We start from the raw sequence: 16,637 nt of genomic DNA, 5'->3' as shown, positions 1-16,637 counted from the left end.
TGCTATCCGGTCAACGCCATGAACGCCCCGAGGGAGTCCAGGCCGTCGGGGGTGGCGGGGAGGTAGTGGGTGAGGGTTCGGGACTGGATGATCATTGCTGCCCATTGCCCGCGAGAGAGGGCCACGTTCAACCGGTTTCGGGACAGCAGAAATCCCGCTCCGCGGGGTGAGTCACCGAGGTTCGATGCGGTCATCGACAGGAGGGCGACTGCGGCTTGTCTGCCTTGGAACTTGTCGACGGTTCCGACGAGGACCTCGGCCAGTCCGGCGCGGTCCAATGACTCTCGGATGCAGGCGACCTGGGCGTTGTACGGGGCGACGACGATGAAGTCGGTCGGCTCGAGTGGGCGGGGACCGGAGTGCGTGTCGGGGTTGGTCCACGGCAGGCCGACCATCTTCTCGATCTGTCGACGAACTTCTTCTGCTTCTTCGGGTGATTCGGTGGTTCTGGCGTCGTGGTCGATGGTCACCGTGTGCAGTCCGGGTCGCAGGCCGTCCAGGACGCGTCGGGACGTGGCGTCCTCGTTGGAGAACAGTTTGTTCTCGTAGGACAACGCGGAGACCGGTGCGCACAGGTCGGGGTGCATGCGCCAGGTGCGGCTGAGGAAGTAGCCGCGGTCGGCGGGAAGTGCACCATGCCCGGCGGCGAGCCATCCGAGCGCGGACTCGTCGACGGGCTCCGGATGTGTTCCTTGGCTGACCTGGGGGAGTTGCTGAGGGTCGCCCAGTAGCAACAGGTTTCGTGCGGACCCTGCGACGGCGATGGTGTTGGCCAGGGAGAATTGTCCGGCTTCGTCGACGACGAGCAGGTCGAGCGATCCGGGGACGACGCGGGTGGTGTGCGAGAAATCCCAGGCGGTTCCGCCGACGACGCAACCCTCCGCTGCGTCGGCCACGAAGGACGGGTACTTGCCCTCCTCGAGCTCGGTCACGCCGTCGGGCGCCTTCTTCTTGCCGACGAGCTGTTCGGGGACCCCGGCGCGGACGATCCCGTCGAGCAGGTTGTCCACCACAGAATGTGACTGTGCGACAACGCCGATACGCCAGTGGTGATCGCGGACGAGCGAGGAGATGACCGCGGCCGCGGTGTAGGTCTTGCCGGTTCCGGGTGGTCCTTGCACGGCGAGGTACGAGTTGTCGAGATCGGTCAGTGCGCCGAGGATCGCGCCGATGTAGTCGCTGCCGACGACGGCGGGAAGCCCGGAGCCGGACCGCGTGCGAGGAGCCGACCGTGATGTCAGATCGGCGACTGCCGTTGCAGGGAGGTCGGGCAACGATGCCGCGAGTTCCTCGGCGGCAGTGACGATCGCCGCTTCGATGCTGACCGTGGGGATGGGTGAGACCGGCGCTGCGGCCATCGGCAGCGCCGACCACGGGTCCGCGCCTGCTGTCAGCTTCTCCTCGATCACGACGACGTCGTCCTCGGCCTCGACCAGGTCGCCTCGGCTGCACGCCCGGTACGACGGGTGAGGCTGTTCCAGACCGTCGGGTGCGGGTGTGTCGTAGAGCAACCGGACCGACTTCTCGACGTTTCCCGCGCCCGTCAGTCTCAGTCGCCGTCGCAGCAACTTCTGCCGCGGCGTGGTCTTCGCCCATTCGCTCTCGGCTTCCGCCGAGTCGACGGTGAACACGCCCGGGGCGTCGGCCCACTCGTCGACGGGGCTCTGCAACCGGTCGAAGTGTGCCCACCAGAACGGCTTTCGTTCGCGTCGGTGGTATCCGATGGATCCGCCGTAGAGTGCGACGGCGTGCTGGAGATCGGACCTGTCGCCGGTGAGTCCGGCGAATTCGCGGAGCGATTCTTCCAGCGGGGTGGCTTCTTCCTCGGTGTCGGCGCCGATGTCCGCCGCGTGGCGGGGTGGGATTCCTGCGTCGGAAGCCCTCTCCAGCAGCCAGTCTCGTAGTTTCAGAGTGGAATCACAGTCGTAGCGGTTGTAGTCGGCGATCTCGTTCAATAGTGCATCGGCTTCCTCGGTCCTGCCCTCATCTCGGAGGTCGCACCAGTTGGCGTACTCGACGATCGACGCCGCGGCGTTGGTGACGTCGCCGTCGCGACCCGCGGGCATGTAGAGGGGTTCGAGTTTCTTGATGCTGTAGGAGCGTTCGCCGATGCGTAGCGATGCTCGTACGACGGGGTAGAGGTCGACGAGCACGTTGTCGCGGAGGAGGTCGTCGACGACCTCCTCGCCGACGCCGTATCGCCCGGCGAGCCTGAGCAGCGCGGTCTTCTCGTAGGCGGCGTAGTGGTAGACGTGCATGCCGGGAAATTGTTTCCGGCGTTCGACGACGTAGGCGAGGAAGTCGATCAGGGCCTGGCGTTCCTGTACGCGGTCGTGCGCCCACAACGGAAGAAACTGCCCGTCGGTGTCGAGAACGCCGAACAGATATTCCAGGCCCCACTCGGTGGATCCTGCCGTGAGTGCAGCCCGCGGATCGGCTCCTGAGGTTGGTTCTGCCCAGAGTGGGTCGCCTTCGAAGTCGAAGAAGATGTCGCCGGGATTCGGTTCGGGGATGGCGCCGAGCGCGTCGGCGTCGAAGATCTCGTACTCTGTTCTGCCGCTTGCGGACTGGGTGATCTGCAGACCTGCTTGCGCGCGCAGGTTGCCGAGGATGCGAGCCGAGATGCCGTCGATCGGGCCGTCGCCGGATGCCAGTTGGACGGTTGTGGTGACGTCGGCGTCGTGCAGATGCGCTCGGTGGCCTCCGGTCAATCCGGCGACGAGGAGGAGGTCGTCCCGTGCGACGACTTGCTCGTCGCACATCTCGCAGCGCCCGCACTTGGTGAAGCGAGGGTCGGCCCAGTCGACGGCGTCGCCGTCGCGCACGTGTTCGTCGAGGATGTCTTCGAGGTGGGCACGTTGGCGACGGTAGATCGGGAGTAGGTTCCGCCGGGCGTGGTCTGTGGTCGTTCCGTCGCCCAGCATGAGGTGCAGGGTGTCGGCGACATCGATTCCGCTCGATCCGAGTGCGTCGGCGTAGGCGGCGAGTTGCAGTAGTGCCGGGACGCGTGCGTGGCGGGACAGCTTGGTGTCGTACACGGAGTACCCCGCGTCCTCCTTGACGAGGAAGTCGCAGAATCCGAGGAACCGGCCGTCGAAGAATGTCGCCTGGTACAGGACGTCGTACCCCCACAGCGCGGTTTCGATGGTGGCGGCGTGCGCGTCGGCGAGGCCCTGCATGGTTCGTTCGGGGCGCGGCATGATGGACACGCCCGCGCCGAACCGTTTCCGGAACGCGTCGAGTTGGCGTCGTTCGTGGGCGAATCCGAGTTCCGACGTGCGTTCCAGCATCGGGTCGGGTGCGGTGGGGACCGGCTTCGTCCGGCCGAGTTTGGCGTCGAGGGTGCGCAGCAATGCGTATTCGCATTCGGCTGCGGCCGACAGGTCGCTGGCGCTGTAGATGACCTGATCACCGAGTACGAACACGCGCCCAACTGTAGGTGAATGCAGCGACAGGTCCGTGGAGAAGGCAAAATAGTCGAATGCCGTTTTTCGAAGGAGTCACCGGGGCCGTGCACTATCGGTCCTGGACCACGCCGCATCCCCGTCTCGTACTGGTGTTTCTGCACGGCTTGGGCCAGAACAGCGGCAATTATCATCGGTTCGCCCGCGTCATGAACACCGAGAACATCGACGTGTGGGCGGTCGATCACGTCGGTCACGGGCTGACCGAGGGCGAGTTGTCCGACGCGTCGCAGATCACCGGTCTTGCCGACAATGCCCTGCAGCTCGCGGACATCGCACGCTCCGAGCGTTCGGGTGTCCCGGTCGCGCTGATGGGCCACTCGCTCGGTGCCGCGACGGCAATCTCTGCGCTCGGGAGGAACCCGGACGGTTTCGCGTCGGTCGTACTGTGCGGAACTCCCAAGTCGACGACGGGCAAGCCGACCGATCTGAGCGATTCCACCTTGCCGCTGCTGGCGATGCACGGTGTCGACGACCGCATGGCGCCCATCGACGCAGTCCGGTCGTGGATCCCGAACGTGCCGGGCGCCCGCCTTCGTGAATTCGAGGACGCGGGCCACGATCTACTGCACGAGAAGGTTCACCGGACGGTTTCGCTCGAAGCCGCGGAGTTTCTCCTGACACACGTGTGACGGGCGGCCCGGTCCGGGTCCGCCCGCCACACGCAGAAACTGTCTACTTGGCGTAGATCGACTCGATCTCCGAGCCGCGCTCCTGGTGGATGATGTTCCGCTTGAGCTTCATCGTCGGGGTCAGTTCTCCCGATTCGACGGTGAAGTCCTGCTCCAGGATCTTGTACTTCTTGATCTGCTCGGCGTTGGACACCTTCTTGTTGGCGTCGGCGACAGCCTTGTCGATCTCGGCGACCAGTTCGGGGTGCTTCTTCAGGTCCTCGAACGAGATGTCGGTGAGGTTGTGCCGTTCCTTCCACCCGGGCAGGGCTTCGGGATCGAGGGTGAGAAGCGCGCCGATGAACGGCTTGGCGTCTCCGACGACGAGGGTCTGGCTGATCAGGGCGTGCGCGCGCAGTGCGTCCTCGAGCACGGCAGGTGCGACGTTCTTGCCGCCGGCCGTGACGATGATTTCCTTCTTTCGGCCGGTGATGGAGACGTATCCGTCCTGGTCGATGGCACCGAGGTCGCCGGTGTGGAACCACCCGTCGACGATGGACTCCGCAGTCGCCTTCTCGTTGTGCCAGTAGCCACCGAAGACGACCGGGCCCTTGAGCAGAAGTTCGCCGTCCTCGGCGATCTTGGCGGCGTGGCCGTTGAGCGGTTTGCCGACGCTGCCGATGCGCTGCTCGGCGGTGGTGTTGACGGTGATGGCCGCGCTGGTCTCGGTGAGGCCGTAGCCCTCGTAGACGGGGATTCCCACGCCGCGGAAGAAGTGACCGAGGCGTGCGCCGAGGGGGGCGCCGCCGGAGATTGCGCGGTCGCAGTTGCCGCCGAGTGCTGCGCGCAGCTTGGAGTAGACGAGCTTGTCGAACACGGTGTGCTTGATGTTCAGGAGCAGTCCGGCGCCGCCTTTGTCCTGGGCTTCGCTCCACTCGATCGCGGTGGCCGCGGCCTTGTCGAAGATGCCGCCCTTGCCGCCGTCGTGTGCTTTCTGTTTGGCCGAGTTGTAGACCTTCTCGAACACACGCGGGACGGACAGGATGAAGTCCGGCTTGAACGTCGCGAACTGGTCGAGCAGCGTGGTGATGTCCGAGGTGTGGCCGATGGTGGCCTTCGACTCGAATGCGCCGAAGGAGACAGCGCGCGCGAACACGTGCGCCATCGGCAGGAACATCAGGGTGCGGTTGCCCTCCTTCATCGAATCGTGCAGAGCGAGCTGTGTGGCCTGCACCTCGGCGTAGAAGTTGGCGTGCGTCAGCTGGACACCCTTGGGGCGACCGGTCGTGCCGGAGGTGTAGATCAGCGTTGCGGGCGCCGACGCCTTCACCTGGTGACGCCTGGTGTCGAGGTCCTCGTCGCTGACGCCTGCACCGCGGGTGGTCAGTTCGTCGATGGCGCCTGCGTCGATCTGCAGCACCTCGCGCAGGTCTGCTGCGCCTTCGGTGACCTCCTTCAGTGCCTCGGCATGTGCGGGAGTCTCGAGAATCAGCAGTTTGGTGGCGGAGTCCTCGAGGATCCACTGAGCCTGATCGGCTGCGGAGGTCTCGTAGATCGCGACGGTGCAGCCGCCTGCGGTCCAGATGGCGTAGTCGAGGACGACCCACTCGTAGCGGGTTGCCGACAGGATCGCGACGCGGTCGCCCAGCTCGATGCCGGAGGCGATCAGGCCCTTGGCGACGGCTTTGACCTCCTTGGCGAACTGCGCTGCGGTGACGTCGGTCCAGGTTCCGCCGACGAGACGCTGGAACGGTACGAGGTTCGGGGACTCCTTCTCGTACCGGAAAACGGTATCGGCCATCGAAGCATCGTCGGGAATGGTGAATGACGCCGGCACAGAATATTCGCGCACTGTAGGACCCCTCCGGGAAAATGACGTAACAGGTGTGCATTTCATCACATTCGGGGCCGTGTTGCACTACCGAGGGTGTCCGGTTTGCGAATTTTTCCGACCAGTCGTGTGGAGTTAGGTGTGACTCGCAGTGCACAATAACTGTTGCGACCGTCGATTTCGACAGCGAGTGTCGCCTCGGTCACCACGACACCGACACTGCAGGTCGGCGGGACGGGGCGTGGGAGGTGACGTCGACCGCTGATTTGCGACACTCGTCTGTCCGAGTCCGTGACAGGGACTAAGCTCGGCTGTATATGAGCACAATCGAGTACTTGTTCAACACTGCCGAATCAGGATGCCGCTGTGACGACTGACGAGTCCACTTCGAGCGGGTCGGCATCGGCGTCCTCCGAAGCGACCCCCTCCGCCGAGTCCCCTTCCGAGTCTCCCACCACCACGTTCGCCGATCTGGGTATCGACGAGCGAGTGCTGAAGGCTCTGCATGCCGTGGGCTACGAGAGTCCGTCGCCGATTCAGGCGGCGACGATTCCGCCGTTGATGAACGGCAGCGACGTCGTCGGCCTCGCGCAGACCGGCACCGGTAAGACCGCCGCGTTCGCCGTGCCGATCCTGTCGCGTCTGGACGTAGAGCGGCGTGTTCCGCAGGCGCTCGTCCTGGCGCCGACGCGTGAGCTGGCGCTGCAGGTGGCCGAGGCGTTCGGCAAGTACGCGGCCAACATTCCGGGCCTGCACATTCTTCCGATCTACGGCGGCCAGGCCTACGGTATCCAGCTGTCCGGGTTGCGCAAGGGCGCGCAGATCATCGTCGGAACGCCCGGTCGTGTCATCGACCACCTGGAGAAGGGGACGCTCGATCTGTCGCATCTCGAGTACCTGGTGCTCGACGAGGCCGACGAGATGCTCAAGATGGGCTTCCAGGAGGACGTCGAGCGCATTCTCTCGGACACTCCGGAGTACAAGCAGGTTGCGCTGTTCTCCGCAACGATGCCGCCTGCCATTCGCAAGATCTCCAAGCAGTACCTGCACGATCCGGTGGAGATCACCGTCAAGACCAAGACGTCGACGGCACCGAACATCACCCAGCGGTACGTCCAGGTGGCGCATCAGCGCAAGCTCGAGGCACTCACTCGCATCTTCGAGGTCGAAGAGTTCGAGGCGATGATCATGTTCGTCCGTACCAAGCAGGCCACCGAGGAACTCGCGGAGAAACTGCGGGCCAGGGGCTTCTCGGCAGCGGCCATCAACGGTGACATCGTCCAGGCTCAGCGTGAGCGCACCATCGGTCAGCTCAAGAACGGCACCATCGACGTTCTGGTCGCGACCGATGTCGCAGCCCGCGGACTCGACGTCGACCGAATTTCGCACGTCATCAACTACGACATTCCGCACGACACCGAGTCCTACGTGCACCGCATCGGTCGCACCGGGCGAGCGGGACGTGCAGGCGAGGCGCTGCTGTTCGTCGCACCGCGGGAGCGTCACCTGCTCAAGGCGATCGAACGTGCGACGCGTCAGCCGATCACCGAGATCCAGTTGCCGAGCGTCGACGACGTCAATGCCCAACGTGTCACCAAGTTCGGCGACTCCATCACCGAGAGCCTGAACTCGCCGAACCTGAGCTTGTTCCGCAAGCTCATCGAGGATTACGAGCGTGAGCACGACGTCCCGTTGGCGGACATCGCAGCGGCTCTGGCCGTTCAATCCCGTGACGGCGAGGAGTTCCTGCTCAAGCCCGAGCCTCCTGCCCCGCCGCGCGCACCTCGCGAGAAGCGCGAGCCGCGGCCGGCGCGGACGTTCGACGACGATGCCGCAAGCTCGCACCACCGCAAGACCGGCCAGGCGATGGCGACGTACCGCATCGCCGTCGGCAAGCGTCATCACGTCGCTCCCGGTGCCATCGTCGGTGCCATCGCCAACGAGGGTGGGCTCCGGCGCTCGGACTTCGGGCACATCAGCATTCGTCCCGATCACTCGCTCGTCGAGCTGCCGGCCGATCTCGCCGACGAGACGGTCGAGGCGTTGCGGCGCACCAGGATCAGCGGTGTGTTGATTCAGCTTCAGCCTGATTCGGGTCCTCCCGGTGGCCGCGGTGGCCCCCGCGGCGGCGGCAAGTTCAAGGGCCGTCGTCCCCGGGACTGACACGAGCACCCGAGAAACCCTCACCCGCACGTCGGGTGGGGGTTTTCTCGTGTTCATCAGGCCGGTGGTCCGCAACTCGAGAATTCTTGATCGACTTGTCGGGACGACGCGCCGTCGGCAGGGGATCATGAGTCGGTGATCGCGCAGACACTGTATGGACAGGTGCAGGGAATCGTCGACGACGGTGTGGCCGTGTGGAAGGGAATTCCCTACGCGGCGCCTCCGGTGGGCGATCTTCGGCTGCGGGCACCTCGGCTGCCGACGACATGGTCGGGTGTGCGCGACGCGACCGAGTTCGGGCACATCGCGCCGCAGACCGAGCACGGCCCCCTGCCCATCGACCCGGGCCTGACCGTCGGCGAGGACTGCCTGACGCTCAACGTGTGGAGCCCGGCCGGCGCCCGAGGCTTGCCGGTGATGGTGTGGATTCACGGCGGCGCGTACTACCTGGGCAACTCCGCGCAACGGGTGTACGACGGCAGGACGCTGGTCACCGAGGGGCAGGTGGTGCTGGTGACGGTGGGTTACCGTCTCGGTGCGCTGGGGTTTCTGGATTTCTCGACGTTCGGGGATTTCGATTCCAACGTCGGTCTGCGTGATCAGATCGCGGCTCTGGAATGGGTGCGGGACAACATTGCGGGCTTCGGCGGTGATCCGTCGCAGGTGACGCTGTTCGGGGAGTCGGCGGGCGGTGGGTCGGTCACCACCCTGATGGTCTCGCCTGCGGCTGCCGGACTGTTCCACCGGGTCATCGCGGAGAGCTCCCCGGCGACATCGGTGTACGGGGCGCAGAGGGCGTCGTCCATCGCGGAGCGTTTCCTGGAACTCGCGGGGGTGGAGGCGTCGGGACTGCGGGGGCTCGACATCGGGGACATCGTGCGAGCGACGGGTGAGTTGGTGCAGGAGATCCCGGCGAAAGTGCCGGGAACCTTGGCGCTGGCTCCCGTCGTCGACAGGGATCTGGTCCCGCACTACCCGGTCGCGGCCTTCCAGAAGGGGTACCAGCACGCGGTCCCTCTGTTGATCGGGACCAACCACGACGAATCGTCGATGTTCAAGCTGATGAAGTCGCCGTTGATGCCGATCACCCCGGACAAGGTGCACGAGATGTTCCAGGCGATCGCCGAGGATCATCCCGAGATGAGGGCCGACGAGGAAGTGGAGGTCACGTCGGCCTATCCGGGGTATCCGACGAAGCGGTCGGCGCTCGAAATTTCGCGCGATGCAGCGTTTCGAATGCCGACGCTGTGGATCGCGGAGGCGCACAGTCGTCGGGCACGCACTTTTCTGTATCGCTTCGACCAGGCGACTCCGTTCCTGAAGATCACCAGGCTGGGCGCGATGCACGGTACCGAGGTGCCCTATGTGTTCGGCAACTTCGGCGTCGTTCCCAAGGATCCGACGTTCAAGCTGGGTGGTCGCAGAACTGCAGAAGCGGTCGGTGAGCGTCTCCGGCGCCGCTGGGTCGATTTCGCGTACGGACGTGATCCGTGGGCTCCGTACGACGAGGCGACTCGGACGACTCTGTTGATCGACAAGCACGACACGGAGGTCGACGACCCGGACCGCGAACTCCGTCGGGCATGGGGTGAGGAGATTCTCGGGTTCACCTAGATTTACTCACATAGGCGAGGGAGGTTAGGCTGGCCTTTGTTGTGCGCCACTATGTTTGAGAATTCTACGATCCTGGGTAATTGCGACCGCATGACCAGAGTGACGCTGCGCGTGAACGGCACCGACCACGATTTCGACTGCGATGTGCGGACGACTCTGCTCGACGCACTTCGAGAACATCTCGATCTGATCGGCGCCAAGAAGGGATGCGATCACGGCCAGTGCGGTGCGTGCACCGTGCTCGTCGACGGCCGCCGCATCAACAGCTGCCTCGCCCTCGCAGTCGGCTACCAGGGCCGCGAGGTGGTGACCGTGGAGGGCCTCGCCGACGGTGACACGCTCCATCCTGTGCAACAGGCCTTCGTCGACAACGACGCGTTTCAGTGCGGATACTGTACGTCCGGGCAGATCTGCTCGGCCGTTGCCGTCATCGACGAGGCGAAGCAAGGCTGGCCGAGCGCGGTCACCGAGGACGATCACCCACGCCTGACCCGCGAGGAAGTCCGCGAACGGATGTCCGGCAACCTGTGCCGCTGCGGTGCCTACGCCAACATCGTGCCCGCAGTGATGGAGGCAAGCGAATGAAGACGTTCACCTACGACGTCGCCACCGACGTCGCCGACGCTGTGAATCGGCTTGCGTCGGATCCGGATTCCGCGCTTCTGGGCGGTGGGACCAACCTGGTCGATCTGATGAAGCTCGGTGCGGCGCAACCGTCGTCGCTCATCGACGTGACGAGGTTGCCGCTCGGTGAGATCGACATTCTGGACGACGGGTCGCTTCGGGTCGGCGCAGCGGTGAGCAACAGTGATCTGGCTGTGCATCCGGTGGTTCGCTCGCGCTATCCCGTGTTGTCGCGTGCGGTGTTGTCCGGTGCGTCGGGTCAGCTCCGCAACATGGCCACCGTCGGGGGCAATCTGTTCCAGCGCACGAGGTGTGTCTACTTCATGGACACCTCCAAGCCGTGCAACAAACGTGATCCTGGTTCCGGCTGTCCGGCCATCGCGGGTGATCATCGCAACCTCGCCATCCTCGGGGCGTCGGATCATTGTGTGGCGACGCATCCGTCGGACATGGCAGTGGCGTTGACCGCGTTGGATGCGGTGGTGAACATTCAGGGCCCGCACGGGGCCCATCGTGTGCCGATCGGGGAGCTGTACCGGCTACCCGGACACGATCCCGATCTGGACACCACCATCGGCCACGACGAGATCGTCACCTCCATCGACATTCCTGCGCTGCCCGACGGCGCGGTGTCGCTGTACCGGAAGGTGCGCGACCGTGCGTCCTACGCATTCGCGCTCGCGTCGGTGGCTGCGGTCCTTCGGGTGGAGGGCGGTCAGGTCACCGAGGCGCGCGTGGCGCTCGGCGGAGTCGCGCACAAGCCGTGGCGTGCGATCACCGCGGAGGGTGAACTGCTGGGCAGGTCGGCGAAGCACGAGGCGTTTCGTGAAGCGATCGACTTGGAATTGAAGGCCGCGGTGCCGTTGCGGGACAACGGGTTCAAAGTTCCCTTGGTGCGCAATCTGGTGACCGAGGCCCTGACCGATCTGGCAGCCAGGAGTGTGCAGGAATGAGTACCGCATCGATAGGGCAGTCGATCCCCCGGACGGAGAGCGTCGCGAAGGTGACCGGCCGGGCGCGATACGCTGTCGAGCAGCATGCGGAGACGGCGCCGGCCTACTGCTGGTATGTCCCGGCGGAGATTCCTACAGGTCGCGTCTCCCAGGTGACCGCGCCGGCCGACGTCACGCTGCTGTGGCACGAGAACGCCGAGAAATTGGGTGAGATCGAGGACACCGAACTTGCTGTGCTGCAATCCGATCGAGTCGCCTACCGTGGTCAGATCGTCGCCGCAGTGGTGGCCGACTCCCTGGAGGCCGCACGCGAGGGCGCCGCGCAGGTTCGGGTGACGTACGCGGACGAGGCGCGGCCGGACAACGAACTGACGACGGATCACGCGTCGCTGTATGCGCCGGAGACCGTCAACGCAGGGTTTCCGACCGACGTGACCGTCGGCGATCCTGACTCGGCGTTGGCGTCCGCGGCCCACGTCGTCGACCGCTGGTACACGACGGCTCCCATGCACAACAGTCCGATGGAACCGCACGCGACGACAGCGCAATGGTCGGACGGCGTTCTGACGGTGTGGGATTCGACGCAGGCGCCCTCCGGAGTCCAAGGGGACCTCGCGACGGTGTTCGGTCTGGACCCGTCGAACGTCCGCGTCGTCGCCGAGAACGTCGGCGGCGGGTTCGGCGCCAAGGGCAGTACCCGGCCGAACGCGGTGCTGGCGGCCATGGCGTCGCGTGCCGTCGGCCGCACTGTCAAGCTGGCGTTGCCGAGGCAGGCGTTGTTCGATCTCGTCGGATACCGCACGCCGACGATCAACCACGTCCAGTTGGGTGCATCCGCCGACGGCACCCTCGCGGCGTTGGCACACGACACGTTTCAGCAGACGTCGCAGATCTTCGAATTCTGCGAGCAGACCGCGGAGTCGTCGCGCCACATCTACGCCTCGCCCCACCGTCGCACCACGCATCGACTGGCAGTGCTGGATGTCCCGACGCCGCGCTGGATGCGGGCACCTGGCGAGGCTCCCGGGATGTTCGCGGTGGAGACGGCGATCGACGAGTTGTCCTACGAGGTCGGAATCGATCCGATCGAGTTGCGAATACTGAACGAACCGGACGTGGACCCGGCGAGTGGCAACGCGTTCTCCTCGCGCAGCGTCGTCGAGTGTCTGCGTGAGGGAGCCGAGAGGTTCGGGTGGGCGGAGCGCGATCCACGTCCGGGGCATCGCAGGGAAGGGCGCAAGCTCATCGGTACCGGTGTCGCCACGGCGAGTTACCCGGTGCTGATCAGCCCGTCGACGGCGTCGGCGACGCGGGCCGAGGACGGCTCCGTCACGGTGTCCGTGGCGGCGTCGGACATCGGTACCGGCGCTCGAACCGTGTTGCGGCAGATCGCCGCCGATGCCCTCGGTGTGTCCGCGGATCTCGTGGTCCTGAAGCTGGGTGACAGTGCGCTGCCGAAGGCCCCAGGTGCAGGCGGTTCCTCGGGCACGTCGTCCTGGGGGTGGGCGGTGACGAAGGCGTGCACGGAACTCGCCTCGAAGACCGGCCCGGCCGAGGTCACCGTCGACACCTCCGACGACCTGGACGCGCAGAAGGACTTCGCACGCATGGCGTTCGGTGCGCAGTTCGCCGAGGTCGAGGTGGACGTCGACACCGGTGAGGTGCGGGTCCGGCGAATGCTCGGTGTCTTCGGGATCGGGCGTGTGATGAATCCGCGCCTCGCTCGGTCGCAACTGATCGGCGGCATGACCTTCGGGATCGGCATGGCGTTGATGGAAGCGGGAAACACCGATCCGGAGTTCGGCGGATTCTCCAACCACGACTTCGCCGAGTATCACGTTCCGGTGTGCGCGGACATTCCCGTCGACATCGAGGCGACCTGGGTCGAGGAGCACGACGACGAACTGAGCCCCATGGGAGGCAAGGGAATCGGCGAAATCGGTACGGTCGGTTCCCCCGCAGCGATCGGTAACGCCGTCTTCCATGCCACCGGCGTGCGGGTCCGGGACCTTCCCATCACTCTGGACAAGGTCCTTCCGCACCTCTAGTCACGTGCGCGGAAATGTAGGCCAATGCCTACATTTCCGCTCACAGGAGCAGACGGCTGAGGAACTGCCTCGTTCGGGCCTCGGCGGGGTTCTTCAGTACGTCGGCGGGAGTTCCGCGTTCGACCACGACGCCGCCTTCGATGAACAGCACCTCGTCGGCGACCTGCTCGGCGAACCGGATCTCGTGGGTCACGATGACCATCGTCCAGCCCTCGGACGCGAGTTGTTTGATGACGGCGAGGACTTCGCCGACGAGTTCGGGATCGAGTGCCGACGTCGGTTCGTCGAACAGCATCAGTTTCGGTTTCAGCGCCAATGCCCGTGCGATGCCGACGCGTTGCTGTTGGCCGCCGGAGAGCTGGAACGGGTACTGATCGGCCTTGGCGTCAAGGCCGACCTGGTCGAGCAGGCGGTGTGCGTCGGCTTCGGCGTCCGCGCGGGGGCGCTTCTGCACGATGACCGGGCCTTCGGTGATGTTCTGCAACACGGTCTTGTGCGGGAACAGGTTGTGCTGCTGAAACACCATTCCGCTCTGGGCGCGATATGCGCGCAGAGCTGCGGCGGAGGGGTTCGCGCCGAAGTCCACGGTCACGTCGCCGATGCGGACGATGCCTGCATCGGCGGGATCGAGAGCGTTCAGAGATCGCAGAACCGTGGTCTTGCCCGATCCCGACGGGCCGATGATGACGGTGACCGTGCCCGACGGCACCGTGAAGGAGACGTCGCTGAGGACGTCGATCGGGCCGAACGACTTTCGCAGAGACTTGACTTCGAGAAGATCTGTCATTTGGCCACGTACCTGTCGAGTCGGACTTCGAGTTTGCCTTGGAAGAACGAGAGGATCATGCAGATCACCCAGTAGTAGAGGGCGGCGACGCTGTAGAGCGCGAAGAAGTCGAAGGTGGGTGCGGCGGCGAGCTGGGCGACGCGCAGAAGTTCGGTCACGAGGATCGTCGACGCCAGCGAAGTGTCCTTCACCAGCGAGATCAGTGTGTTCGACAGCGGAGGGACCGCGGTACGCAGGGCTTGGGGAAGGACGATGCGCTGCAGCGTGGTCCGGTAGCCCATACCGATGGTCTGCGACGCTTCCCACTGGCCCTTGGGCACGCTGAGGATGGCGGCTCGGATGACTTCCGCGGCGTATCCGCCGACGTTGAGGGAGAAGGCGATCACCGCGGCGGGGAACGGATCGATCACGACGCCGAACTGAGGCAGCGCGTAGAAGACGATGAACAGCTGCAGCAGCAGGGGAGTGCCGCGAATGATCGAGACGTAGAACCGGGCGGCCGACGAGAGCGCTGTGGTGGACGAGATCCGCGCCAGCGCGACGCCGAGGGCGATGACGAGTCCGACGACGAAACTGATGGCGGTGAGCGGAATCGTCATGGTGACGGTGGCCTTCAGCATCGGCCAGAGGTTGTCGAGGATCAGGTCGAACTTCGACTGTTGTTCGCTCGCAGCGCCGTCGGACGTCGGAGCCTGGGTGTCCGCGGTGGGTGCAGCGACGGCCGAGCCGAAGTACTTCTCGGAGATCCGGGCGAGTGTGCCGTCGGCCTGAAGGGTGTCGATCGCGGCGTCGATGTCGTCCATCAGTCCGCTGTCCTTGCGGGCGGCGAACGCCTGATAGCTGGTGTCTCCGGTTTGTGCGGCGACCTTCACGCCGGTGTCGCCGGTTTCCTTCAGATATTCGGCGACGGCGAGGCTGTCGTTCACGGTGGCGTCGACTCGGCCGTCCTTCACCAGGGTGACCGCTTGGACGAACCCTTCGACGGCCTCCACGTCGGCACCGGCATCGGCGGCCACCTCGGCCCAGTTGCTCGTCGACGACTGCGCGGTGGTCTTGCCGGCGAGGTCGGCGACGGAGGTGATGGAAGTGTTGTTCGCCGCGGTGAGGATCTCGCCTTCGGAGACGGTGTACGGCTTGGACAGGTCGTACGCGCTCTGCCGTTCGGGGTTGATGGTGACCTGGTTGGCGATCAGGTCGAAGCGCTGCGATTCGAGGCCGGCGAAGATCGAATCGAACGGTGTCTGCACGAATTCGACGCCGACCCCGAGTTCGCCGGCGACGGCATTGACGACGTCGATGTCGTACCCGGTCAGTTGGCCGTCGGAACCTTGGAAGCTGAACGGACTGTAGGTCCCTTCGGTGCCGACGACGATCACGCCGTCGTCGCGGATCTTGTCCAGTACCGAACCGGACGATCCGCAGCCGGCTACGGCGAGCAGAGCGACGATCGCGGCCAGTAGAGCGAGCGCTTTTCGGTGCACTGGAAAAACCTACCCGTCGATTTCCAATTCCGCCGAGACAACCACGGCATTGTTCATCGGTAGCGCGGCCACGCCGATCGCGCTGCGGGCATGTGCCCCGATCTCCGGGCCGAACACCTGAAGGACGACGTCGGAGAAACCGTTGATCACGGTGGTGGTCTGTGTGAAGCCGTGGTCCGCGTTCACCATCCCGGAGACGGTCAGCCAGGCCGAGACGCGGTCGAGGTCGCCGACAGCGCGACGGACGCTGGCCAGCACCGCGAGAGCCGCGTCTCGCGCCGCGTCGGTGGCCGCGTCGAGGGAGATGTCCGACGGCACCGCACCGAACGGGCCTGCGAGGGAGCCGTCGGAACGCTGCGGTGAGTGACCGGATACGTACACCCGGTTGCCGCGGACCCGGGCCCAGTCGAAGCAGAATTCGAATCCGGGAGGTGCCTGCGCCTCGGCGGGGAGGACGAAGCCGAGTTCTTCGATGCGTTTCTCGATGTGCATGTCACCACAGCCTCGTCGTCGGGACACCGTTGATCGTCTCGACGGTCCATCCGGATCCGTCGTGCAGGAGCGTCGAGACGCCCGCGTTGAGGATCCGTGGGGACGTGACGCCCCGGATGGCGTCGAGAATGCCGCGGATGACTCCGCCGTGCGCGACGGCGATGACCGAGGACTCGGGATTCGCGGCCGCGATCTCGTCGACCGCGCGCACTCCGCGGACGATCATGTCGCGTCGTGGCTCGAGGCCGGGATACATCCCGTGCGGCCAGTGGGAGTACGCGTCGTAGTCGGTGAACCCCTCCGCGGCGCCGAAGTGACGTTCGGCGAGATCGGGGTAGGTGGCGGTGCGGGAGATACCGAGGTGCGAGCCGATGATGTCGGCCGTCTCGGCCGCACGCGAGAGCGGTGAGGAGACCAGCAGGTCCCACGAGTGATCGGACAGTTCGTACACGGCTTCGCGGGCCTGTGCGCGTCCGGTGTCGTTGAGTGGGATGTCGGAACTGCCCTGGAGACGGCCGTGAAGATTCCAGTCGGTTTCTCCGTGCCGGACCAGTGCCAGAAAAGTCATA

The 16,637-nt window shown here is 65.3% G+C and carries 12 protein-coding genes; 6 read left to right on the top strand and 6 right to left on the bottom strand.

The window, feature by feature from the left end:
• Nucleotides 1-2 precede the first annotated feature (2 nt).
• Complete coding sequence (locus CH290_RS29000; RefSeq protein WP_033188075.1) at nucleotides 3-3,425, bottom strand: TM0106 family RecB-like putative nuclease; 3,423 nt, start codon at nucleotides 3,423-3,425, stop codon at nucleotides 3-5.
• A 56-nt stretch (nucleotides 3,426-3,481) separates the two neighbouring features.
• On the opposite strand from CH290_RS29000, the gene CH290_RS28995 reads away from it, so the two are divergent.
• On the top strand, nucleotides 3,482-4,096 hold the full coding sequence (locus CH290_RS28995; RefSeq protein WP_033188076.1) for an alpha/beta hydrolase: 615 nt from the start codon (nucleotides 3,482-3,484) through the stop codon (nucleotides 4,094-4,096).
• A 43-nt stretch (nucleotides 4,097-4,139) separates the two neighbouring features.
• Here the strand turns inward: CH290_RS28995 and CH290_RS28990 are convergent, their stop codons facing one another.
• The gene (locus tag CH290_RS28990; protein ID WP_033188077.1) at nucleotides 4,140-5,927 is read right to left on the bottom strand and encodes an AMP-dependent synthetase/ligase; all 1,788 of its coding nucleotides are present in this window, start codon (nucleotides 5,925-5,927) and stop codon (nucleotides 4,140-4,142) included.
• A gap of 450 nt (nucleotides 5,928-6,377) precedes the next feature.
• Between CH290_RS28990 and CH290_RS28985 the strand changes: the two genes are divergently transcribed.
• From CH290_RS28985 to CH290_RS28965, 5 genes are all read left to right on the top strand, one after another.
• A complete protein-coding gene (locus CH290_RS28985) occupies nucleotides 6,378-8,069 on the top strand; it encodes a DEAD/DEAH box helicase (protein WP_170945279.1) in 1,692 nt (563 codons plus the stop codon).
• A gap of 135 nt (nucleotides 8,070-8,204) precedes the next feature.
• On the top strand, nucleotides 8,205-9,683 hold the full coding sequence (locus CH290_RS28980) for a carboxylesterase/lipase family protein (protein WP_033188078.1): 1,479 nt from the start codon (nucleotides 8,205-8,207) through the stop codon (nucleotides 9,681-9,683).
• A 90-nt stretch (nucleotides 9,684-9,773) separates the two neighbouring features.
• On the top strand, nucleotides 9,774-10,268 hold the full coding sequence (locus CH290_RS28975; RefSeq protein ID WP_033188079.1) for a 2Fe-2S iron-sulfur cluster-binding protein: 495 nt from the start codon (nucleotides 9,774-9,776) through the stop codon (nucleotides 10,266-10,268).
• On the top strand, nucleotides 10,265-11,260 hold the full coding sequence (locus CH290_RS28970; protein ID WP_020113083.1) for an FAD binding domain-containing protein: 996 nt from the start codon (nucleotides 10,265-10,267) through the stop codon (nucleotides 11,258-11,260). The genes CH290_RS28975 and CH290_RS28970 overlap by 4 nt, the downstream gene beginning before the upstream one ends.
• Nucleotides 11,257-13,308, top strand: a complete 2,052-nt coding sequence (locus tag CH290_RS28965) for a xanthine dehydrogenase family protein molybdopterin-binding subunit (protein WP_033188080.1) — start codon at nucleotides 11,257-11,259, stop codon at nucleotides 13,306-13,308. Before CH290_RS28970 ends, CH290_RS28965 begins: the two co-directional genes overlap by 4 nt.
• Nucleotides 13,309-13,348: 40 nt before the next feature.
• On the opposite strand, the gene CH290_RS28960 is transcribed toward CH290_RS28965, so the two are convergent.
• From CH290_RS28960 to CH290_RS28945, 4 genes are read right to left on the bottom strand one after another with little or no spacing between them, the layout of a single operon-like run.
• The gene (locus CH290_RS28960) at nucleotides 13,349-14,095 is read right to left on the bottom strand and encodes an amino acid ABC transporter ATP-binding protein (protein WP_019665322.1); all 747 of its coding nucleotides are present in this window, start codon (nucleotides 14,093-14,095) and stop codon (nucleotides 13,349-13,351) included.
• A complete protein-coding gene (locus CH290_RS28955; protein WP_080733889.1) occupies nucleotides 14,092-15,576 on the bottom strand; it encodes an ABC transporter permease subunit in 1,485 nt (494 codons plus the stop codon). Before CH290_RS28955 ends, CH290_RS28960 begins: the two co-directional genes overlap by 4 nt.
• Nucleotides 15,577-15,585: 9 nt before the next feature.
• Nucleotides 15,586-16,068 carry a RidA family protein gene (locus tag CH290_RS28950; protein ID WP_033188081.1) on the bottom strand — a complete coding sequence of 161 codons (483 nt, stop codon included), beginning with the start codon at nucleotides 16,066-16,068 and terminating at the stop codon, nucleotides 15,586-15,588.
• Nucleotide 16,069: 1 nt separating this feature from the next.
• Nucleotides 16,070-16,636 carry a histidine phosphatase family protein gene (locus tag CH290_RS28945; protein WP_033188082.1) on the bottom strand — a complete coding sequence of 189 codons (567 nt, stop codon included), beginning with the start codon at nucleotides 16,634-16,636 and terminating at the stop codon, nucleotides 16,070-16,072.
• Nucleotide 16,637: the final 1 nt, after the last annotated feature.

The sequence above is a fragment of the Rhodococcus sp. 06-156-4 genome (assembly GCF_002259345.1).
In the GTDB taxonomy this organism is placed as follows: Bacteria; Actinomycetota; Actinomycetes; order Mycobacteriales; family Mycobacteriaceae; genus Rhodococcoides; species Rhodococcoides fascians_E.
Note: the sequence above shows the minus strand (reverse complement) of the source record. Positions and strands in the feature narration are given on the sequence as shown.